This window comes from Herbaspirillum sp. Her2, assembly GCF_057961375.1.
This window is the reverse complement of record NZ_CM176331.1, coordinates 1,628,602-1,651,187: the sequence shown is the minus strand read 5'-3', so window position 1 is coordinate 1,651,187 and position 22,586 is coordinate 1,628,602. Positions and strand designations below refer to the sequence as shown.

Here is a 22,586-nt window from a genome sequence, read left to right as displayed (position 1 = left end):
CATTCATACCACAACGATCACAAAACTCACGTGTCGCCGGAGGCCATGATGTCGTCCACCCCTGTCCAGGAATCCCCCGCAGCGGGGCTGCTGCAGCCCGGCCGCAATTGCTGGCGGGTGGAACATGCGCAGCGTTTCAAGCTGCTCATCGACGCCGCCGATTATTTCCGCGCCTTGCGCATGGCCCTGCTCAACGCCCGGCGCAGCGTCTTCATTCTCGGCTGGGATATCGACAGCCGTACCGTCCTGGTACCCGATATCAATGACACCGACGATGGCTTGCCGCCGCAGCTGGGTGACCTGCTGCATGCGCTGGTCGAGCGCCAGCCCGATCTGCACATCCGCGTGCTGAACTGGGACTACGCCATGCTCTACGCGCTGGAACGTGAATGGATGATTGCCCGCAAGCCGGGCCGTGCGCGTAACAAGCGGCTGCATTTCCGTACCGATGCGCGCCATCCGGTCGGCGCTTCGCATCATCAGAAGATCGTGGTGATCGATGACAAGCTGGCGTTCGTGGGCGGCCTTGACCTGACCCGCTGCCGCTGGGATACGCCGGAACATCTCCCAGAGAACCCGCTGCGGCGCGATCCCGACGACAAGCCTTACGCCCCTTTCCATGACGTGCAGGCCATGGTCGACGGCGATGTCGCCCGTGCCTTGGGCGAACTGGCGCGTCGGCGCTGGAGCCTGGCCGGCTATGCCGAACGCCGTACCGCGTTGATGCAAGCCACCAGCTTGCCTGCCGATGATCCATGGCCACAGGGATTCGAGCCCGATCTGTGCGATCTGCGGGTCGGCATCTCGCGCACCGAACCTGCCTACGAAGATCGTCCGGGGGTGTTTGAAGTGCGCGAACTCTATCTTGATGCCATCGCCGGTGCGCAGCATCACCTGTTCTTCGAAAACCAGTACTTCACCTCGAACGTGCTGTCCGAAGCGATTGGCGCGCGCCTGCGCGAACCGCAAGGCCCCGAAGTGGCCGTCATATCTCCGCAGACCCAGAGCGGCTGGCTGGAGCAGGCCACCATGGGCGCGCTGCGCGCCCGCATCCATCACCGTCTCAAAAGCGCCCTGGAAAACCAGGGCGAGCAGGCCGCTACGCGCTACCAGATGTATTGCCCGCATCTGCCCGGGCTGGAGGATGGCTGCTGCCTGAACGTCCACAGCAAGGTCTTCAGCATGGATGACCGGCTGTTCTCGGTCGGCTCGGCCAACATGAGCAATCGCTCCATGGCCTTCGACACCGAATGCAACCTGACCATCGAATTGCAGGGCGATGCCGCCAAGCAGGACGAAATCCGCGCGGCCATCGCGCTCATGCGCAACCGCCTGCTGGCCGAGCATCTGGACGTCGCAGCTGCCGATGTGCAAGCTGCCCTTCAGCAGGACCAGAGCCTGCATGGCGCCATCGCCCGCTTGCGCAAGGCAGAACGGCGCGAACTGCGCCCCATGGATCCGCGCCTCATCCCGGAGCTGGATGCCTTGACCCAGGACAATGCCGTCTTCGATCCGGAACGCCCCATCAGCCCCGATGAAATCGTCGATGCCTATGTGCCGCACAGTGCCAGAAAGCCGGTCCCGCGCCGCATGATCGGCCTGGGCGTGCTGGCCGTGGCACTGGTGGTCTTTGCATTGGCCTGGCGCTTCACACCGCTGCGCGAATGGATCAATCTGAGCTCGCTGATTGCGCTGGCGCGCAGCGTCGACCAGATGCCCTTCACGCCGGCCATCGTGATTGCGGCCTTCGTGGTGGCGGGCATGCTGATGGTACCCATCACGGTGTTGATCGCGGTCGCGGGGGTAGTGTTCGGGCCGGTGAATGGCGGCCTGTATGCCACGGCGGGCGTGGGCTTGAGCGCCCTGCTCGGCTTCGGCCTGGGCCATTGGCTGGGGCATGACGCGCTGCGCGACATGCTGGGTCCGCGCATCAACAACCTGAGCCGACGCTTTGCCCAGCGCGGCATCGCTGCCATGGCCGTGGTGCGGCTGCTGCCGATTGCGCCCTTCACGGTCGTCAACGTGGTGGCGGGTGCGTCGCACCTTGGATTGCGCGATTACCTGCTGGGCACCCTGATCGGCATGGCCCCGGGTATCGCGTTGACGGTGGTGTTCTCGCACAATCTGGCCGAAGCCATTCGCCATCCGAGTTTGCAGACTGTGCTGATTCTGGTCGGCGTGACTGCCGCGCTGATGTTGATGGCGTTTGGCTTGCAGAAGCTGCTCAAGCCGCGCGTCGGGAAAAAATCGAAATCGTCCGCACCGTCCACCCGCAAGAGCCCTGCGCCGCACACTCCGGGCGATGAGGACATGGCGCGCGTCAGCGCCGAGCATGGCGTGGAGGCGAGGCAGGCCTGATGCGCTCCGGTAGCCTGTCCCATCGTGCCGCCGAGTACCAGCCGGCATCGACGGCGGAGGCGCGTTCCGATACGGAACTCGTCCTCACCGGCGATGTGCCCTTGCGCGACCTCGACCCATGGCCGCTCACCGTGGCGACGTACAACATCCATGGGGCGATCGGCACCGATGACGTATTCTCCCCGCAGCGCATTGTCCAGGTGCTCAAGGAAATCAATGCGGATGTGGTGGCCCTGCAGGAAGTGCCCCTGGGCGGCTCCTCGCAGCCGGATGTGCTGTCCTTGCTAAGGAAAGAGACTGGATTTTTCGCGGTCGAGGGACCGACCATGGAGAGTGCCGAACGCCGTTATGGCAATGCCGTCCTGAGCCGCTACCCCATTCTGGCCAAACAGAGCATCGACTTGTCCTTCGGCAGCCGCGAACCGCGCGGCGCACTGGATGCGGATATCGATTGCCACGGCCACATGCTGCGCGTGATCGCCACCCATCTGGGACTCAAGCCCGCTGAGCGGCGTGCCCAGATCAAACGGCTGCTGCAGGCCTTCGATACCGACCAGGCGCCGGTGATCCTCATGGGAGACGTCAATGAATGGTTCATGTGGGGGCGTGCCCTGCGCTGGCTGGTTTCCCACTTCGAGGCCGCACCCGCGCCGCGCACGTTCCCATCACGCTGGCCGCTGTTTGCGCTGGACCGCATCTGGATCAGCCCGCGTCAACGCCTGCTGCAGGTGCAGGTCCACCGCACCGCCCTGTCACGCGTGGCCTCTGACCATTTGCCGCTGGTGGCCCATATCGATGGCTGACCAGCTGATGACGCGGAGGATCAGCCTGCGCTGCGCTTGCCGCTCCACAGCTTGACTGCCAACGCGATCCAGATCAGCAGGAACAGCATGTTGCCCGGCAGCCAGATCATCTGCGTCCATACATAATCGCGTACCCACATCGAGACTGCCTCACGGCAATCGCAGACGTGATCGGCATAGAACAACTCGCCGCCGCTGCGCGCGGCGACGAACTGCAGCCAGAGAAATCCCAGCAAAAACGGAATGCCGACGAAGCCGGTGAGACACCAGCGCCGCATCTTGCGATAGCGGCGGCAGAATTCCTGGCCATCGCCGGAAGCATCACCGCCCCGGCATGACTGCATAGCGTTGCTGTGCATATTTCCCCCTTGCACTGGCATATGTTGCATGTGTGGTCTGCCCCTGGGTTGCCCACGCGCCGTCGTGACGACGCCCAAATGCGCGGCGGCAACCATGCGCCAGTCTCCCGTGAGGGATGCTGGCAATGTCTGTTCGGATCAACGTCGTCTGGAATTGCCCCGGCCTGCACCGGTGCATGGGAAGAAGCAGGTCACCCGCTGAACAGGTGGCTCGCATTTCCCGAGGGCTGTCCTCCGCGCCCTCTGCGGAGGAAGAGATGGATTCTTGTCGTCGAAAGCCGCCGTCTGCTGGCGCTTTCAGCGTATCCCGGTGGCCCGGAATGGCTGATTTTTGACGCAAAAGTTCACTTGCCCAGAACCAATACGATACGTTTCGTCTCGGATTCTAGGTGCAATCGGGGTACTGCTCAATAAAATTTACGTTTGTTGGCTCGAAATTTTACTTGGCGTCAAAAGGGGTTGGGACAGCGCAATGCTGCCCAGGACCAGTTTCAGTTGGGACTGGATCTGGCGTTCATCGATGTCGGCGCTGCCGGTCAGCAGACGCTGCAGTACGGGGGCGTACAGCAGGTCGAAGACCAGGTTGAGGTCGGCATCTTCCCGGAATTCGCCGCGCTGGGCGCCACGGCGCAGCACGTTGACCAGCGCCAGGCGGCGCGGCTCCAGGTAGTTGTCGTTGAAAATGCGGCGGCTCTCGGGCTCGAACTGAGCCAGCGCGATCATCTCGCGCACCACCCGGCCGGACTTGCCACGCAACAGTTGGGACAGTTGCAGCATGTGCTGTTCGATATCGTCGCGGGCCGAACCGCTGTCGCCCAGCGGCGGCAAGGGTTCGACCGCGCGCAGCAGGGCTTCCATGGCCAGTGCGCTCTTGTTGGGCCACCAGCGGTAGATGGTGGCCTTGCCTACGCCAGCGCGCGCCGCCACGCCCTCCAGGGAGAGCTTGTCGAAACCGATCTCCTCGAGCATCACATAAGTGGCATCGAGGATGGCGTCATGACTGACGGCATTCCTGCGGCGACCGGTGGCCGGATCGGAGATGAAGGTGAGAGAAATGATGTGCTCCAGATGACAAAGGCATGTTTTCCGTCATTGATAACGGCATGCTTTTGGACAACTTGAGCGATTGACAGCAAAAAAACGAAGATTTTTGTGACAAAAATCCCGGAAATCTCATTACCGCATCGTCACCGCGTCCAAGGGACGGCCGAAACGCTCCAGACGCGGCTTGTAGAACTGGTCGGCATCCAGTGAGAAGGCGATGCGACGGGTGCGCCCCATCAGCTCGCTGCGGGCAAAGAAGCCGAAGTAGCGCGAATCCATGCTGTTGTCCCGATTGTCGCCCAGCATCATGTAATGATCGGCCGGCACCACCACCGGGCCGAAGCTGCTGTGCAGGCTGGGATGGGCCTCCGACAGGCGCACCAGGTGATTCATCCCGTCCAGCTTTTCATCGCGGTAGCGCGCCTGGTCGACGCCATCTCCGCTTTCGGGACGCGCGTGCGCCGGGCCGTAGCTGGCGGGCTGGCCATTGATGAAGAGCACGTTGTCACGCAGCTCCACCACATCGCCCGGCAGCCCGATGATGCGCTTGAGCAGCAGTTCGCCGGCCTGCCGCGAATCGATGGTGACGATATCGCCACGCTGCGGTTCACCCAGGCGCAGCAGGCTGATGTGGGTGAGCGGCAGACGCAGGTCATAGGCCAGCTTGTCGACCAGGATGCGGTCGCCCACCATCACGGTCGGCAGCATGGAGCCGCTGGGCACCACGTTGTAGTCGGCGATGGCGCTGCGAAACACCACCATCAGCGCGATGAAGGCCAGCAGGCCCTTGTTGGCTGCTGCCAGTTGTTTGAGGGGGAAGCTCATGTTGCCGTCTCGTTGTTTGTTTTCACGAAGACCACCATGCTAAATGAAATCAGCTCCATGCGGGCTGGACGCTGCGCAAGGGCGAGGCCGGCCGGTCCCACGCCATCTCGGCCGCCCCCACGCTGAGCGGGCCTCGCAGGCGCCGGGCCGGGCCCCAGACGGTCATTTCCAGATGCGGATGCACATCGGCCATCGTTTCGGGGGCCAGCGGCGATTGGCCTGAGGCGGCCGGATAATCGGCCAGCAGGCGGGCAGTACGGGCCAGCGACAAGCGGTATTGGCTGCCGCCACCGGTCTGGCGCCGGGTGAGCCCGCGCACGGCGGCCGCCGCCATCAGATAACCGGTCGCATGGTCCAGCGCCTGCACCGGCAGCGGTACCGGCTTGTCGCTGCCGGCGGCGCGCATGCCGGCCTCGGCAATGCCGCTGCTCATCTGCACCAGGCTGTCGAAGCCGCGCCGCGACGACCACGGACCGCTCCAGCCGTAGGCATTGAGGGCCACATCGACCAGCCCGGGGTTCAGTTCGCGCCGCCGAGGCGCACCCAGCCCCAGGCGCTCCAGGGCATCGGCACGATACCCGTGCACCATCACGTCGGCCTGCCGCACCAGCGCTTCCAGCACGGCGCGCCCGGCTGGCTGGCGCAGGTCCAGTCCGGCGCAACGCTTGCCGAGCGTCATGTCGGGAACCACGCCGGGCTCCTCCCACGAGGCCGGGTCGATGCGCAGCACATCGGCCCCGAAAGCGGCGAGCAAACGCGTGGCAGTCGGGCCGGCCAGCACCCGCGTCAGATCCAGTACCCGCACCCCGGCCAGTGGCCGCACCGGGTCCACCGGGCGCGGCGCGGCCGCAGCCGCATCGAAGTAACGGCAGGCCACCAGCGGCTCGGCCGCCACGGCCGCGCCTTGCGGATGGCTTGCCCATTGCACCTGGCTGCGCATTTCGGCGGCGCAGCCACCGTGGGCTACCACGGCGCTTTCCAGTTCGCTGGCGCGCCAGCCCGAGACGGCACGACCCACGTCCTCGCGCGTGGCCTGCCCTGCATCCAGGCCCAGCGCTGCCAGGGCTGCAGCACGGTGATGGCTGGCGTTGGTGTGGAGGCGGATCCAGCCATCGGCGGCGCGGTAATCGCCCGCTACCGCATCCCACAAAGGCGGCGGCGCCCAGCCCTCGGGCCGCAGGCTGCTGCTGAACCACATTGCTGCAAGGCGGCGATCGCAGTTCACTTCGGGGAAGGCCCCGCCGGCACCGCTGACCAGCCCGGCCAACGCGAGTCCGGATGCCGCCACCGATGCCTGGGCCAGGTCGGTGGTGGCAAACACCGACGGCAAACCGCCCTCGCCCGTCAGGCCCACGGCGGCAAGAGCGTCAGGATCGCCGTCGAGGGCGTTCCACATCGTGGCAAGCATGGCTTGCGAGGGGGAAAGGGATGTCATGGCAATCCTCGGAATGAAAGGGCGATGACTGCAGGATACTAGCCTTGAATTAATCGTCAATATTGATTAATTTAATCAACTTGTCTGTCTTTCAGGGCCCCCATGAGCCGCTATCTTTCCTCTTCCGAGGCCGCCACCTTGCTCGGCGTATCCCGCCAGACGCTCTACGCCTACGTCAGCCGCGGCCTGCTGCACGCCCATCCCGGCGGGCAGGCCCGCGACCGCCGCTACCTGGCCACCGAGGTCGAGCGGCTGGCCGCCAGCCGTTCCCGTGGACGCAAGCCGCGCGAGGTGGCGCGGGCAGCACTGGACTGGGGCTTGCCGGTGCTGGAATCGGCGCTCACGCTGATCGAAGACGGCCGGCTCTATTACCGGGGCCATGATGCCGTGACCCTGAGCGCCGAGGCCAGCGTCGAAGAGGTTGCCGCCCTGCTCTGGGATTGCACGGTGGAGGATGCCTTTGGCCCGGTGGCGCCGGCCCGGCCGCCACGGATGGAGAGCTTCCAGTCCGAGTGGAGCGCAGGCCGCGCCGAGCAGACCTTGCTGCCGCTGTTTGCCCTGGCCTGCGCCGAAGACATCGGCGCCCAATGGCACCTGCCGCTGCCGCGCCAGCTGGCCAGCTGCGGCTTGCTGGTACGCCGCCTGGCGGCCTGCCTGCTTGGAACGGCGCCTTCCACCGCGCCCCTGCACCAGCAATGTGCCAGCGCCTGGGGACTGGATGCGGCCGGTGCGCAGCTGATACGCCGTGCCCTGGTGCTGTGCGCCGACCATGAACTCAATGCCTCGGGTTTTACTGCCCGATGCATCGCCTCGACCGGCGCCAACCTGCAGGCGGCCGTCATCGGCGGGCTGGCCGCGCTGTCCGGGCCGCTGCATGGCGGCACCACGGCGCGTGTCGAAGCCCTGCTCGAGACGCTGGATGAACAGGACGATCCCGCCGCCAGCCTGCGCCAGCGGCTGGCGCGCGGCGAAGAGCTGCCCGGCTTTGGCCACCATCTCTATCCACAGGGTGACGTGCGCGCTTCCGCCCTGCTGGCACCGCTGCTGCCGGTCCATCCGCGCTGGCAGCAAACCATCGACGTGGTCCGCGAACTGACCGGCCATCCCCCCTCGGTGGACTTTGCCCTGGCCGCAGTGCGGCGCCATCTGCACCTGCCGCCCGGCAGTGCCTTCGGCCTGTTTGCGCTGGGGCGTTCGCTGGGCTGGATCGCCCATGCGCTGGAACAGGGCCGCAGCGGCAGCCTGATCCGGCCGCGGGCTGCCTATGTCGGTGTACGTCCTGGCTGACAAAATTGTCATGTTGATGTCAGCCTCGCGTTGAGCGGCCGAGCTTACATTAGCGTCGTAAGCAGGGGTCGGCCTCGGGTGCTGAGGGGTGCCGCGTGGCCGGCCAGTCCTTCATCCGCAAGCCATCATCGTGAGCCCTATGGTCGTCCCGTTTCGCCGCGTCGCAGCCAGCGCCCGTCTTCGTCATTTCACTCATCCCCCACAACACTCCCCCTTCCGCGCCAAGAAGGGAATGACGGTACTGGTGCTGGCAGCGCTGCTGGGCGGCTGCGCGGTCGGGCCCGATTACGTGCGCCCGGCCATGGATCTGCCCCAGGCCTACAAGGAACAAGGCCCCTGGAAAGTGGCCGCGCCGCGCCAGGCCGATGACCATCAACGCTGGTGGGAAGCCTATGGCGATCCCATCCTCAACGACCTGATCAATCAGGCCAACGCCGCCAACCAAACCATCCAGCAAGCCGCTGCCCAGTATCGCCAGGCCCAGGCCACAGCCGCCGTGGCGCGCGCCAGCCTGTGGCCGACCGTCGGCGCGCAGGCCGGTGCGGCCCGGGCGCAGACCAATACCAACGGCGTGCAACGCCTGGGCGACAGCTACACCGTGGGCCTGAATGCCTCGTGGGAAGCGGACGTCTGGGGCCGCATCCGGCGCGGTGCCGAGGCCGGCGATGCCAGCGCCCAGGCCAGCGCCGCCAGCCTGGCCGCGGCCCGCCTGGCGATCCAGGCCACGCTGGCGCAGAACTACCTGCAACTGCGCGTGACGGACCTGCAAAAGGATTTGTACCGCCGCACGGTCGAGGCCTATACCCGCTCGCTGCAACTGACCACCCATCAATACGAAGCCGGTACCGCCCTGCGTTCCGACGTCGCCCAGGCGGAGACGCAGCTGCGCTCGGCCCAGGCCCAACTGATCGACCTGGACGCCACCCGCAACCAGCTGGAACACGCCATCGCCATGCTGATCGGCAAGGCACCGGCGGCCTTCAGCCTGGCTCCCCTGCCAGCGGCGGCGGCCACCGACAGCGGCATGGATGCCAATGCCCTGCGCCTGCAGGCCAGCCTGCCGCAGATTCCGGCAGGTTTGCCCTCCGACCTGCTGGAGCGCCGCCCCGACATCGCCAATGCCGAACGCCTGGCCGCTGCCGCCAACGCCAATATCGGCGTGGCCCGTGCGGCTTACTTCCCGACCCTGACCCTGTCGACCACCGGCGGCTACAACAGCGCCTCGTTCGCCGACCTGTTCAACACGCCCAGCCGCGTCTGGTCGCTGGGTGCAGCGCTGGCCGAGACGCTCTTCGATGGCGGCGCGCGCACTGCCCGCAACGACGCCGCGATGGCCGCCTATGACGCTGCCGCTGCGCAATACAAGCAGACCGTCCTGGCCGGCTTGCAGGACGTGGAAGACAACCTCTCCACCCTGCGCGTGCTGGATCAGGAAAGCGCGGCCCAGGCCCAGGCCGTCAGATCGGCGCAGCTGGCCGAACGGCTGGCGATGAGCCAGTACCAGGCCGGTACCGTGACTTATCTGTCGGTCGTCACCACCCAGGCCACCTCCCTGACCAACCAGCGCAGCGCAGTCACCCTGCTGGGCCGCCAGCTGGTCGCCAGCGTGGCGCTGATCAAGGCCACCGGCGGCGGCTGGCAGGTCGGACAGACCGATCCGGCCAGCGTGCAGGCACCGATGGCAGCGCGCTGATGTGCGCGGCCCATCTTCCGAATCCCATGTGCATTTTCCAGGACGAGTTTCAGGCATGACCACCTCACCCAACTCCCCCAAGACTTCCCCGACTCCGCAACGCTCCCCGCTGGCCATCGTCGTGGCGACGGCCCTGATCCTGGCCGCCGGCGTCGGCGGCTGGAGCGCGATGCAACGCGCCGCCGCAGCCGATCAGCCCGCAGCCAAGACAGCACCACCGGTATCGGTCTCGGTGGCCCGCGTGCAGGAGCGCGATCTGCCGCTGTATCTGGCCGGCGTGGGCACGGTCACCGCCAATGCCAGCGTGGTCGTCAAGACCCGCATCGACGGCCAGCTGGACAAGGTCGGCTTCGAGGAAGGCCAGGAGGTCAAGAAGGGACAACTGCTGGCGCAGATCGATCCGCGTGCGCTGCAGGCGCAGCTTGCGCAGGCCGAGGCGCAACGGGCAAAGGATGCCGCCACCCTCATGAATGCACGCCTGGACCTGCAGCGCTATACCACCCTGCGCAGCCAGGATGCGGCCACCCAGCAGCAGCTGGATACGCAGAAGGCGCTGGTGGCGCAGCTGGAGGCAGCGGTCAAGACCGATGAGGCGCAGGTGGCCTATGCCAAGGTGCAACTGAGCTACACCACCATCAATGCGCCACTCTCGGGTCGTGTCGGTGCGCGCCTGGTCGATCCGGGCAATATCGTACATGCGGCCGATGCCAATGGCCTGGTGGTCATCAACCAGATCGATCCGATCACGCTGGTCTTCACCCTGCCGGAAGAAGCCGTGGTCGGCATCAACCGGGCCCAGCGCAACAGCCAGCAGCCGCTGAAGGTGGTCGCCTATGCGCGCGACTCTCAGGAAGTACTGGCCACCGGCAAGCTGATCCTGCTGGACAACCAGATCAACACCACCAACGGCACTGTGCAGTTGAAGGCACGCTTCGACAATGCCGAACACAAGCTGTGGCCGGGCCAGTACGTCAATGCCCGCCTGCAGATGAACAGCCACGGCAACGCCCTGACCGTGCCCGCTGCCGCCATCCAGCGCAACCAGCAAGGCACTTATGTCTATGCCATCGACCAGGACGACAAGGCCAACATGCAGCCGGTCAAGGTCGACCGCATCCAGGACGGCGTCGCCGTCCTGGCCGCCGACAGCGGCCTGACGGCAGACCAGCGCGTCGTCATCGACGGCCAGTACAAGCTCAAGCCGGGCAGCCGCATCGTGGAAAGCAAGCCGCAGCCGGCCAAGGGCGCTGTTGCTGCTGCGCCTGCCGCCAACGCTGACGCGAAAGGAAGCACCAAGTGAGCGTCTCCGCCGCCTTCATCAAGCGCCCCATCGGCACCACGCTGCTGGCCATCGCCATCCTGCTGGTGGGCATCGCGGTGTGGCCGCTGTTGCCGGTCGCGCCCTTGCCTCAGGTCGATTTCCCGACCATCCAGGTGACCGCGCAATTGCCCGGAGGCAGTCCCGAGACCATGGCCTCCAACGTGGCACAGCCGCTGGAACGCCAGTTTTCGCTGATCGCGGGTCTCTCGCAGATGACCTCGCAGAGCACCCTGGGCAGTACCCAGATCACCCTGCAGTTCGACCTCAACCGCAACATCGATGCCGCCGCGCTGGACGTGCAGGCCGCCATCAACGCCTCCACCGGCCAGTTGCCGGCCAACCTGCCCAATCCGCCGACCTTCCGCAAGATCAATCCGGCCGATTCGCCCATCATGATCATGTCGGTGCAGTCCGATGCACTGCCGCTGACCGTGGTCAACGACTATGCCGACAACATCCTGGCCCAGCAGATCTCGCAGATCTCGGGCGTGGGCCTGGTGAGCGTGAACGGCCAGCAGAAACCGGCCGTGCGCATCCAGGTCGATCCGGCCAAGATCGCTACGCTGGGCATCAGCCTGGAAGACATTCGCGGCGTCATCGCCACCATCACGGTGAACCAGCCCAAGGGCACGGTCGATGGCGCGCGCCAGGCCTTCACCGTCTATACCAACGACCAGCTGCTCAAGGCCGAGCAGTGGAATGACATGGTCCTGGCCTGGCGCAATGGCGCGCCGATCCGCGTCAAGGACATCGGCATCGCCATCGACGGCCCGGAGAACAACAAGATCGCCGCCTGGGCCTTCGCCGGTGCGGCCAATACGGCCGATCACACCATCAGCAATGGCCGCTCCATCGTGCTGGCCATCACCAAGCAGCCCGGTGCCAACGTGATCGAGACCGTGGGCCGCATCAAGGCCGCCATGCCACGCCTGCGCGCGGCCATCCCGGCGGCGATCAACGTCAACACCCTGATCGACCGCACCCAGACCATCCGCGCCTCCGTGGAGGATGTGGAATTCACCCTGGTGCTCACCATCGCGCTGGTGGTGATGGTGATCTTCGTGTTCCTGCGCAATGTGGCGGCCACGCTGATCCCGTCGGTCACGGTGCCGCTGGCCATCATGGGCACGGCCGGGGTCATGTACGTGGTCGGCTACAGCCTCGACAACCTCTCGCTGATGGCGCTGACCATTGCGGTCGGTTTCGTGGTGGACGACGCCATCGTCATGCTGGAAAACATCTACCGCTACGTCGAGGAGGGCATGTCGCCGCTGGAAGCGGCCCTCAAGGGCGCGGGCGAGATCGGCTTCACCATCATCTCGATCTCGGTGTCGCTGGTGGCGGTGTTCATTCCGCTGCTGCTGATGGGTGGCATCGTCGGGCGGCTGTTCCGCGAATTTGCGGTGACGGTCACGCTGACCATTGCGGTCTCGGTCATCATCTCGCTCACGCTCACGCCCATGCTGTGCTCGCGCTTCCTCAAGAACGAGCATGGCCGTCAGCACGGCAAGCTGTATCAATGGTTCGAACGCTGCTTCGATGCCATGCTCAATGGCTACAAGCGCGGGCTCGACGTGGTGATGAAGCACCAGTTCATCACGCTGATGAGCTTCATCGCCACGGTGGCCCTGACGGTGGTGCTGTTCATCTTCATCCCCAAGGGTTTCTTCCCGCAGCAGGACAATGGCGTCATCGTCGGCTTTGCCGAGTCGGCCCAGGATACGTCTTCGGCGGCCATGCAGGAACGGCTGCTGAAGGTGGCCGAGGTGGTGCGCAAGGATCCGGACGTAATCGGCTTTGCCATGAGCGCCGGTTCCACCACCTTCAATACCGGACAATTCTTCATCGCACTGAAACCCAAGGATGAAGGCCGCACCACCAATGCCGACGAAGTCATCGCGCGCCTGCGTCCGCAGGTGGCCAAGGTGCAAGGCGTGAACCTGTTCATGCAGGCCAGCCAGGACATCAACGTCGGTGGCCGTCTCTCGCGCACCCAGTACCAGTACACCATCACCGACACCGACCTCGATGAACTGAACGTCTGGGCACCGCGCATGCTGGATCGCTTCCGCCAATTGCCGCAGCTGACCGACGTGGCCTCCGACCAGCAGAACCAGGCAGCAGCAGCGGTCATCACCATCGACCGCGCACGCGCCTCCAGCTTCGGCATTTCGCCTTCGCTCATCGATGCCACCATCTATGACGCCATCGGCCAGCGCCAAGTGGCGCAATACTTCACGCAGATCAACAGCTATCGCGTGATCATGGAGGTGACGCCACAGTTGCAGAAGGATCCTTCACTCTTCGACAAACTCTACCTGACCTCGCCCCTGACCGGCCAGCAGGTGCCGCTGTCGACCTTCGTGAAGGTCGATACCACCAAGACCTCTTACCTGTCGATCAGCCACCAGAGCCAGTTCCCGGCGGTGACGATTTCCTTCAACCTGGCCAAGGGCGTCTCGCTGGGCGAGGCGGTGGACATCATCCAGAAGACCAAGGACGAGATGGGCGTGCCGCAGACCCTGGTGGGCAACTTCCAGGGAACGGCCAAGGCCTTCGGTGATTCGCTGGCCTCGCAGCCTTATCTCATCGCGGCCGCCCTGATCGCGGTCTACATCGTGCTGGGCCTGCTCTACGAGAGCTACATCCATCCGCTGACCATTCTCTCCACGCTTCCCTCGGCCGGCGTGGGGGCACTGCTGATCCTGATGATCGGCGGTTACGACCTGTCGGTGATCGCCCTGATCGGCATCATCCTGCTGATCGGCATCGTCAAGAAGAACGGCATCATGATGATCGACTTCGCCCTCACCGCCGAGCGCACCCAGGGCCTGAAGCCGGAAGAAGCGATCTACCAGGCCTGCCTGCTGCGCTTCCGTCCCATCATGATGACCACCATGTGCGCCCTGCTCTCGGGCCTGCCGCTCATGCTCGGCCATGGTGCCGGCTCCGAGCTGCGCCGTCCGCTGGGTTATGCCATGGTCGGCGGCCTGGTGCTGTCGCAGGCGCTCACGCTCTTCACCACGCCGGTGGTCTACCTTTACCTGGACCGTGCGCACTACTGGTACGAACGCAAGAAGAAGGCAAGGCAGGAACGCAAAGCCGCGCGCCTGGCGCAGGAACATTGACTCCGTAGCCTGTTCATCAACAAGGGGAGCCGGGAAGGTAGAATCCGGCATGGGCCGGCGCCGGGGAATGTTCCCGGCGCGGCCAGTGGAGACCGAATGAAGATCCTGATAGTCGAAGACGAGCAAAAGATGTCCGAATACCTCTGCAAGGGCCTCACCGAGCAGGGATGCGCGGTGGATGTGGCCAGCAACGGCATCGACGGGCAGCACCTGGCGATCCAGCATGACTACGACGTCATCGTGCTGGACGTGATGCTGCCGGGCCTGGATGGCTTTGCCGTGCTGCGTTCGCTGCGTACCGTCAAGCAGACGCCGGTCATCATGCTGACCGCGCGCGACAGCGTGGAAGACCGCATCAAGGGCTTGCATGATGGCGCCGATGATTACCTCATCAAGCCGTTCTCCTTCCTGGAACTGCTGGCCCGCCTGCAGGCCCTGACCCGCCGTGGCCGCGTGCAGGAAGCGCCGCAGCTGCGCATCGGCGACCTGCAGATCGACCTGATCTCGCGCAAGGCCTTCCGGGGCGGGCTGCGCATCGACCTCACCGCCAAGGAGTTCGCCCTGCTGGCCGTGATGGCACGCAGACAGGGCGAGATCCTCTCCAAGACCGCCATCGCCGAACTGGTCTGGGACATGAATTTCGACAGCAATACCAACGTGGTGGAAGTCGCCATCAAGCGCCTGCGCGCCAAGATCGACGCGCCTTTCGAACAGAAGCTGCTGCATACCGTGCGCGGCATGGGCTACGTGCTGGAGCCGCGCGCCACCTCCGAAGCCGGCGATGAGTGAGACCGCTGCCACGCCGGTCAAGAAGCGCCGCCTGCCGCTGCGCCAATCCATCACCGCGCGGCTGGTGCTGATGTCGGCGGCGTCGGCCCTGTTGATCTTCGCGGTGGCCGGCGTGGTGCTCTACACTGTCCTGAAGGGGGAACTGCTGCGCCATGAGCGCGATGCCCTCTTCACCACCCTCAACGACATCAGCTACCAGATCGAGCGCGCCGGCAATACCGAGCGCTGGGCCCGCGTACAGTTGAAACTGTCGACGCTCTCGCAGGCCGACCAGCACGTGTTCTTCTGGATCGCCAGCGATGATCCCCGCTACACCTATGGCGACCTGACGCGGCTCGCGCCCTCGGCCATCAATCATGCCGACGGCAAACAGGTCGGCCGCCTGCACCTGCCGGGCCGCGCCTATCCACTGCACATCATGACGCGCACCCTGCCGGCCTTCGAGGATCGTCCTGAAGTGCGCGTGACGGTCGGTGTCGATGGGGCTCCCTACTTCGAGATGCGCCGCACCTTCCTGCTGGCCACCAGCATTTCCTCGCTGCTGGGCATCGTGCTGGCGGTCATCTCCAGCTACTGGATCGCCCGCGCCGGGCTGGCCCCGCTGCGCCGCATGTCAGCGCGCGCGCAGAGCTTTTCCCCGCGCAAGCTGTCGGCCCGCATGCCGGTGGAAGCCTTGCCGGAAGAATTGTCGGTGCTGGCCGATGCCTTCAACGGCGCGCTGGAACGCATCGAGCAGGCCTACACCCAGCTCGAGGCCTTCAATGCGGATGTGGCCCATGAGTTGCGCACGCCGCTGGCCAACCTGATCGGCGAGACCCAGGTGGCGCTGGCGCGCGAACGCAGTGCGGGGGAATTCAAGGACGTGCTGCAATCGAACCTGGAAGAGCTGGACCGCATCCGCTCCATCGTCAACGACATGCTGTTCCTGGCGCGCTCCGACCAGGGCGAAGCGGCCACTGCCCGGGTGCCGGTGCGGGTCGCCGAAGCGGTGCAGAAGACCGTGGATTTCTTCGAGTTCGTGCTGGATGACACCGGCATGTCCATCACCGTGGCGGGCGATCTGGAGGCCACGGCCACCATGGAAACGGCGCTCTTCAAACGCGCCCTCACCAACCTGATCCAGAACGCCATCCAGCATTCGCCGCAGGGCGCGCAATTGCGCATCGACATTTCCTGCGGCGAAGAGATGGTGCGCGTGGCCGTGACCAATCCCGGCCCGGCCATCGACGAGCAACACCTGCCACGCCTGTTCGACCGCTTCTACCGCGTCGACAGCGCGCGCCAGGACATCAACGGCAGCCACGGCCACGGCCTGGGGCTGGCCATCGTCAAGGCAGTGGCCCGCATGCATGGCGGGCGCGCTTTTGCCAGCAGCAGTGGCGGGCACAATACCATCGGCTTTACCATCGCGCGCCAGTGAACGCGCCGGTTGCACTCAATGGCGCGATGGCTCAATGGCTCAATAACCGCGCTTGAGATCGACATTGGCAGCGATCTCGCCGGTGTTGCGATAGCGGCGGATATTGGCGGCCACGATGGCTGAAGCGGTACCCGAATCGGTCGGTGCCGAACAATGCGGCAGCACCGTCACTGCAGGATGCGACCAGGGCCACGCCTCCGGCGGCAAGGGCTCGGTGGCGAACACGTCCAGCACCGCGTGACGCAATCTGCCTGCATCCAGCGCCTGGCGCAGCGCCTCATCATCGATGATCGGCCCGCGTGCGAAATTGATGAGCTGTGCCTGAGGAGGTAGCAGTGCCAGCCGCGCTGCATCCAGCAGTCCGTGCGTTTCGGCCGTCAAAGGCAGCAGGCAAACCAGAATGTCAGTCTGAGCCAGCATCTCCGCCAGCCCGTCCATGCCGCTGCAGGTCCGCACGTCCGGCACGTTGCGCGCACTGCGGCTCCAGCCCAGCACCGGGAATCGCGCTTGGCGCAATGCCACGGCTGCCGCTTCACCCAGCGCGCCCAGGCCGAGGATGCCGACGCGGCGCTGCTCCGGCAGCACATAGTCCAACGGCCTCCATTGCCGCGCCTGTTGCTGGCGCGCGTAATGCGGCATGTCGCGATGCAGATAGAGCGTCCAGGCCAGCACGGCTTCGGCCATGGTGGCGGCCAGGCGCGGATCGACCAGGCGCGTGATCTGCAAGTCGCTCTGTCCGAGATCGGCCACCAGCCGCTCGACTCCGGCCCAGACGCTATGCACCCACTGCAGTTGCGGCAGCAATTTCAGCTGCGCCGGATCAGGATTGGCGACGATGGCCACGCGGCATTGCGCGCGTTGGTCTTCGTCCAGCTCGCTGAAGGCGATGATCTCTTCCTCCGGCATGGCCGCGCGCAAAGCTTGCAACCACGACGCTACCGCAGCGGGATCACTCTGGCTGACGAAGGGGATCGGCGCGGGCGCACTCATTTCGCGTACACCGTCGCCAGATCGCGGAAGCCCTTGACTTCGATGGGGTTGCCCGAGGGATCGAGGAAGAACATCGTGGCCTGCTCGCCCGGTTCGCCCGCAAAGCGGATCTGCGGGGCCAGCACGAATTGCACCTCCCCGCTGGCGCTGAGGCGATCCGCCAGTTGCTGCCATTCATCCAGTTGCAGGATCACGCCCAGGTGCGGCATCGGCACCAGATGATGGCCGACATGGCCGGTGTTGCTCACGGCAAACGGCTCACCCAGGTGCAGCGAAAGTTGATGGCCGAAGAAATCGATGTCGACCCAGGTTTCGGTGCTGCGCCCTTCGGCGCAACCCAGCAGGTCGCAATAGAAGTGGCGCGACTGGTCGAGGTCGCGCACGTGGTAGGCCAGGTGGAAGATGGATGGCATGGACAGTCCCGGATCGGCAGGCAGGTTGCGAAAGCCGACAAGCATACCGCAACCATCGTGCTTGTATGGAAACAAGCCAAGGATGCTTCCCTACAAGAGGAGCGGGCTACGATTGACATGCGTCAAGCAGCCCGGGATTTGCGCTGGACGCATGGAGGTGCCCGGCCTAATCTGCCTGCATGGCATCCCGCCCCGGATGTCTTCCCCCACGAATTTCCGAGGAGCCACCATGAGCTACAAGTCCATCCTGGTCCACGTCGACCAGTCGCGCCACGCCGCCCAGCGCATCCGCATTGCCGCCGAGCTGGCCCGCGCACAGCAGGCGCACCTGATCGGCAGCGCCGTCAGCGGCATCTCCAGCTTCATCACCATGGAAGGCGCGGCCTACATCGCGGCGCAGATGGATGGTTTCCGCGACCGCGCGCTGGCCGCGCTGGAAAATTTCGACAAGATCGCCAACAGCGTGGGCGTGCCCTCCTGCGAAAAGCGTTTCGTCGATGACGACGCCGAGGGTGGACTGGCCCTGCAGGCGCGCTATGCCGACCTGGTAGTGGTGAGCCAGGCCGACCTGGACGATGCCGATGACAGTTTCCTCACCGACCTGCCCGAGTACGTCATGCTCAATTCACCGCGCCCGGTGCTCATCATCCCCAGCGCCGGTGAATTCAAGCAGGTAGGCAAGAATGCCCTGATCGCCTGGGATGGCAGCATGGAATCGACCCGCGCCATCACGGCCGCCCTGCCCCTGCTGCGCCAGGCCGACAACGTGACGGTGGTGCTGTTCAACTCCGACAAGCGCCTGGGCACCCACGGTGAACAGCCCGGTGCCGACATCGCGCTCTATCTCGCGCGCCATGGCGTGAAGGTGGAAGTGGCACAGGAACAGACCACGCTCGATATCGGCAATGCCCTGCTCTCGCTGGCTGCCGACAAGGGCTCCGACCTGCTGGTCATGGGCGGCTACGGACACACCCGCTTCCGCGAAGTGCTGCTGGGCGGCGTGACGCTGACCATCCTCAAGACCATGACCCTGCCGGTGCTGATGGCGCACTGACCCCGTCAGGATGCCTTGCGCGGCGTCAGCGCGCTTCCACCACCGGCCCCTCGCGGGCCGGTGTCTTTTGAGCGGCCAGGCGCTCGCGCTGCTGCAGGCGGGCACGGCGCTTGCGCACCCAGATGATCACCCCGGTCACCGACAACATCGCCACCAGCACGCCCATCAAGGAAATCAGCACGCGTCCCGTCAGCCCGAGGATACGGCCGGAATGCAGCGGGAATTGCGCCTGCAGGAAGATATCGCCTGCACTGCCGCGTCCCGGAATCTTGCCGCCTTCATAGGCGCCGCTCATGGCATCGAAATACAGCCAGGCATTGCCGAGGCCCACATCACCATGGTCATTGCCAGGCTGGAAGAAGCCCACGCCATAGACCCCGAACATTCCCGAGTAGAAGACCCCGCCGACCGGCTCCGTCAGGCCCAGCTTCTCGCCTTGCGCGCGTCCCAGCGCCACCGCTTCCTCGCGTGAAATACGCGGTTCCGGCACCTTCTCGGGCGCAATCGGCGTACGCGTGTCGAAGGGGCCCGCAGTCAGGGTGGAAACGCTTTGCAGAATCGGACGCATGACCTGCCGCTCCAGATTCATCGACACCGACGTCACCGCCAACACCAGCAGCAAGCCCCAGATCCAGACCCCGCCCGAGCGGTGCAGGTCGAAGTTGAGCTTGTGCCCGCCCTCGCGCCAGCGGAAGGCCAGCGACTTGCGCCAGCTGCGCCAGTTGGGGAAGGACAGATAGAGCGCAATGAAGCAATCCAGCGCCCACACGATCCCGATGATGCCCATCAGCCAGATGCCGGTCTCGATCCCGCCCATGTCCGGCAGGTGCATCGTGTAATGCAGTTTGTAGAGGAAAGGCAGCAGGTTTTCACGCGCCAGCGAAATCGCGCCCCACATGCGGCGGCCCTGTATTTCACCGGTCACCGGATCGACCGCGATCTGGTTGTAATCCAGGACCGGCAGCTTGCCGGTAGCCGGATCCAGGCGCGGTTCGACCATCATGCTGATGGTATGGCCGGGCTCGGCTTCGGTGAGCACATAGGTCACGCGCAGCTTGGGCTCGGCCGCTTCCACGCGCTGCGCCAGTTCCAGCCCGGGCATGGGCTGCCCGGCGTCCGGACGGTCGGCGCTGCGGGCATGGAACAGTTGCGGATTGAGCCAGGCATCCAGTTCGTGATCCCAGGAGATCAGCGCACCGGTCACGCCGGCGATGAACAGGAACACGGCCACGGCCAGGCCGAACCAGCGATGGAGGAGGACGAGAAGTGCGCGCATGGGCTGGATTACCTGGCTAATTGGCGGAGTGATTCAGAGACTGCCGGGAGGGCGACCATGACCACATCAGAAATCGACCTTGGCCGACACGCTGAAGGTACGCGGGTCACCCGGCTTGATGTAGTTCTCGTACTGGTATTGCCAGTAACGCTTGTCCAGCAGGTTGTTCACCGAGGCCCGGAAAGTCGTGTCGTGCTGGCCAATGCGCGTGGTGTAGCTGGCACCGAGGTTGAACAGCGTATAGCTGGCCAGCTCGATGTCGTTGGCCGCGCGCGCCATGGTGCTGCCGGTGAACTTGGCATCGGCCGAGAGCTTCAGGCCAGCGACTTGCGGCACCAGATAGGCGACCGATGCGGTCGCCATGTTGCGCGGCGCACCGGCCACGCGATTGCCATTGTAGGTATTGCCCTTGTCGTACTTGGCATCCAGCAGCATGAGGCTGCCGGCCACTTGCCACTGCGCCGTCGGACGATAGGCTGCGCCCAGTTCCAGCCCCTGGTAGTTGGACTGGCCATCCTGCACCAGCGCCCCGTTGAGCGTGTATTCCGAGGCGCGTTCGATACGGAACAGCGCAGCGGTGGCACTCCAGTTCTGCTGATCGGTCTTGGCCCCGACCTCGTACTGCTTGCTCTTGAGCGGCTTCAGCTGGCTGCCGTAGTTGGTGTTGGTCACGCCCGGTACGCCGCCCTGCTCCAGCGATTCCACATAGCTGGTGTAGACGGTGGTATTGCGCTCAGGCTTGAACATCAAGGCTACCGTAGGCGTCAAGGCCGACTTGTCGTAGCGCGAACTGAGGGTGCCGCTGGTGCTGAAATTATCCTGGCGGAACTGGTTGTAGCGGCCACCGGCCAGCAGCGACCAGCGCTCCGAGAAGTTCAGCGTATCGCTGGCGAAGACCGCCTGCTGGGTGATGATGGCGTTGTGATAGGTCTGCAGCTCGGTGCTGCTGTAATACGCATTGGTGTTCTGCGTATAGAGATTGCCGGTACCGATCTGCTTGTACACCGAGCTGATCGAGTAATCATTGACCTGCTTCTGCCACGAGGCCCCCAGCACCAGCTGATGATCGATGCTGCCGGTGCGGGCATTGCCTTCCAGCATGGCCTGCCACTGGTCGAAGGTGTGGCCTTCGCGGCTGTCCGAGCGCCAGTCGGTGTAGTTGCCGGCGGCATCCGAGAGCATCGCGATGTCCTCATTGCGGAAGCGCTTGGAGGTGCTGTGGCTGTAGCTGAGGTTGGCCTTCCAGTCCGGGTTGATGCGATAGGTCAGCCCGGTCTGGTAGAGCTGGAAGTTGGTATCGAGATGCTGGCCCGGACCGACCAGGGTCTTGTCGGCCCCGCTGACCACCGACGGCAGGCGGCTGCCGGTCAGGCTGCTGGTGACGACCGACGGCGTCTGGTCGGTGGAATTGCTGTTCTGCCAGATGGCCTGGAAATCCCAGGTCAGGTCGCGCGTGAGGCGTCCGTCCAGCGCCAGCGAAGCGGAATTGCGGCGGATGTGGCCTTCATTGAAGGTCTCGCCCTGGTCATGCGTGACATTGAGGCGATAGCCGAACATGTTGTCGTTGCCGAAGCGCCCGCCGAGATCGACGTGCTCGCTCCAGATGCTGTTGCTGGTATAGCCCACCGAGACGCTGCGCACCGGGGTGTCGGTCGGCTTCTTGGTGACGTAGTTGAGCACCCCGCCCGGCGAGCCGAAGCCATACATGAAACCGGCCGAGCCCTTGAGCAGGTCGACGCGCTCGAAGTGATCGTAGGGCAGCGTGATCCCATAGCCGAGGAAGGGCTTGCCATCGATGCGGAAGGAATTCTGCCAGTCCGCCGGCAAGCCGCGAATGGTGATGTACGAAGCCCAGGCACTGTAGCCACCGCTGTTGTCGCTGACCGAGGCCTCGTTGTAGAACAGATCGCCGAGCTTGTTGACCTGCTTGTCGGCCAGATCCGCAGCCGTGATGCTGGTAACGGAAAAGGGTGTATCCAGCAGCGAACGCGATCCGAGCGCACCGGCGCTGGACTGGCTTTGCAGGTGCTGCGTTCCCTCGCCTGCAGCAGGGGCCGAGACGGTCACGGTCGGCAATTGGCCGGCGCTACTGTCATTGGCGGCAGCGGCCGCGCTGTCGGTGGCGGACTGCGCCAGCACCAGCGCAGGAGAGCCGGCCAGCGCCATGCTGATGAATACCGGACGGAGAGCACGGGACATGGCGCTGGGGCGGGCGCGCAGGGACGACTGGAGCAAGGGATTCCTCTTCATATTCATTTTATTTAATACGAACGATAATAGTTCTTATTTATTTTATGGAATATGACAGAAAAAGGAAACCTTCCTTACAAAGTTTCTGAAGTCCCTGCCCTGACTTCTCGAAATGATTCGACGCAGTGCTGCAAAAATTAC

The 22,586-nt window shown here is 64.8% G+C and carries 17 protein-coding genes; 9 read left to right on the top strand and 8 right to left on the bottom strand.

Going from position 1 to position 22,586, the window contains the following annotated elements; translation table 11 throughout:
• Positions 1-48 precede the first annotated feature (48 nt).
• Entirely contained in the window at positions 49-2,358 is a 2,310-nt protein-coding gene (locus ACWHXP_RS07505; RefSeq protein ID WP_489634118.1) for a VTT domain-containing protein, read from the top strand.
• The gene (locus ACWHXP_RS07500) at positions 2,358-3,161 is read left to right on the top strand and encodes an endonuclease/exonuclease/phosphatase family protein (RefSeq protein WP_134222495.1); all 804 of its coding nucleotides are present in this window, start codon (positions 2,358-2,360) and stop codon (positions 3,159-3,161) included. The genes ACWHXP_RS07505 and ACWHXP_RS07500 overlap by 1 nt, the downstream gene beginning before the upstream one ends.
• A 20-nt stretch (positions 3,162-3,181) precedes the next feature.
• Here ACWHXP_RS07500 and ACWHXP_RS07495 read toward each other — a convergent pair whose 3' ends face one another.
• The 4 genes from ACWHXP_RS07495 to ACWHXP_RS07480 all read right to left on the bottom strand — a co-directional run bounded on the left by ACWHXP_RS07495 (position 3,182) and on the right by ACWHXP_RS07480 (position 6,824).
• Positions 3,182-3,616 carry a hypothetical protein gene (locus tag ACWHXP_RS07495; protein WP_227022714.1) on the bottom strand — a complete coding sequence of 145 codons (435 nt, stop codon included), beginning with the start codon at positions 3,614-3,616 and terminating at the stop codon, positions 3,182-3,184.
• 321 nt (positions 3,617-3,937) lie between these two features.
• A complete protein-coding gene (locus ACWHXP_RS07490; RefSeq protein ID WP_286869235.1) occupies positions 3,938-4,510 on the bottom strand; it encodes a TetR/AcrR family transcriptional regulator in 573 nt (190 codons plus the stop codon).
• A 186-nt stretch (positions 4,511-4,696) separates the two neighbouring features.
• Positions 4,697-5,389, bottom strand: a complete 693-nt coding sequence (gene lepB / locus ACWHXP_RS07485; RefSeq protein ID WP_489634119.1) for a signal peptidase I — start codon at positions 5,387-5,389, stop codon at positions 4,697-4,699.
• 49 nt (positions 5,390-5,438) lie between these two features.
• Complete coding sequence (locus tag ACWHXP_RS07480) at positions 5,439-6,824, bottom strand: CoA transferase (RefSeq protein ID WP_489634120.1); 1,386 nt, start codon at positions 6,822-6,824, stop codon at positions 5,439-5,441.
• A gap of 102 nt (positions 6,825-6,926) precedes the next feature.
• Here ACWHXP_RS07480 and ACWHXP_RS07475 point away from each other — a divergent pair, with 102 nt between their 5' ends.
• From ACWHXP_RS07475 to ACWHXP_RS07450, 6 genes are all read left to right on the top strand, one after another.
• A complete protein-coding gene (locus ACWHXP_RS07475; RefSeq protein WP_489634121.1) occupies positions 6,927-8,111 on the top strand; it encodes a citrate synthase family protein in 1,185 nt (394 codons plus the stop codon).
• Between the two features lie 232 nt (positions 8,112-8,343).
• Positions 8,344-9,804 (top strand): efflux transporter outer membrane subunit, encoded by a 1,461-nt coding sequence (locus ACWHXP_RS07470; RefSeq protein ID WP_489622944.1) that lies wholly within the window; start codon positions 8,344-8,346, stop codon positions 9,802-9,804.
• Positions 9,805-9,859: 55 nt separating this feature from the next.
• The gene (locus ACWHXP_RS07465; RefSeq protein WP_489634122.1) at positions 9,860-11,104 is read left to right on the top strand and encodes an efflux RND transporter periplasmic adaptor subunit; all 1,245 of its coding nucleotides are present in this window, start codon (positions 9,860-9,862) and stop codon (positions 11,102-11,104) included.
• Positions 11,101-14,253 (top strand): efflux RND transporter permease subunit, encoded by a 3,153-nt coding sequence (locus ACWHXP_RS07460; RefSeq protein WP_489634123.1) that lies wholly within the window; start codon positions 11,101-11,103, stop codon positions 14,251-14,253. The genes ACWHXP_RS07465 and ACWHXP_RS07460 overlap by 4 nt, the downstream gene beginning before the upstream one ends.
• Before the next feature lie 96 nt (positions 14,254-14,349).
• On the top strand, positions 14,350-15,042 hold the full coding sequence (locus ACWHXP_RS07455; RefSeq protein ID WP_134222503.1) for a heavy metal response regulator transcription factor: 693 nt from the start codon (positions 14,350-14,352) through the stop codon (positions 15,040-15,042).
• Positions 15,035-16,462 carry a heavy metal sensor histidine kinase gene (locus tag ACWHXP_RS07450; protein ID WP_489634124.1) on the top strand — a complete coding sequence of 476 codons (1,428 nt, stop codon included), beginning with the start codon at positions 15,035-15,037 and terminating at the stop codon, positions 16,460-16,462. Before ACWHXP_RS07455 ends, ACWHXP_RS07450 begins: the two co-directional genes overlap by 8 nt.
• Before the next feature lie 39 nt (positions 16,463-16,501).
• Here the strand turns inward: ACWHXP_RS07450 and ACWHXP_RS07445 are convergent, their stop codons facing one another.
• A complete protein-coding gene (locus ACWHXP_RS07445; protein ID WP_489634125.1) occupies positions 16,502-17,452 on the bottom strand; it encodes a 2-hydroxyacid dehydrogenase in 951 nt (316 codons plus the stop codon).
• Positions 17,449-17,865, bottom strand: a complete 417-nt coding sequence (locus ACWHXP_RS07440) for a VOC family protein (protein ID WP_034341547.1) — start codon at positions 17,863-17,865, stop codon at positions 17,449-17,451. Before ACWHXP_RS07440 ends, ACWHXP_RS07445 begins: the two co-directional genes overlap by 4 nt.
• A gap of 229 nt (positions 17,866-18,094) precedes the next feature.
• Between ACWHXP_RS07440 and ACWHXP_RS07435 the strand changes: the two genes are divergently transcribed.
• A complete protein-coding gene (locus ACWHXP_RS07435) occupies positions 18,095-18,919 on the top strand; it encodes a universal stress protein (protein WP_121045592.1) in 825 nt (274 codons plus the stop codon).
• A 25-nt stretch (positions 18,920-18,944) separates the two neighbouring features.
• Here the strand turns inward: ACWHXP_RS07435 and ACWHXP_RS07430 are convergent, their stop codons facing one another.
• On the bottom strand, positions 18,945-20,195 hold the full coding sequence (locus ACWHXP_RS07430) for a PepSY-associated TM helix domain-containing protein (RefSeq protein ID WP_134136444.1): 1,251 nt from the start codon (positions 20,193-20,195) through the stop codon (positions 18,945-18,947).
• A gap of 66 nt (positions 20,196-20,261) precedes the next feature.
• The gene (locus ACWHXP_RS07425; protein WP_489637765.1) at positions 20,262-22,430 is read right to left on the bottom strand and encodes a TonB-dependent siderophore receptor; all 2,169 of its coding nucleotides are present in this window, start codon (positions 22,428-22,430) and stop codon (positions 20,262-20,264) included.
• Between the last annotated feature and the right edge of the window lie 156 nt (positions 22,431-22,586).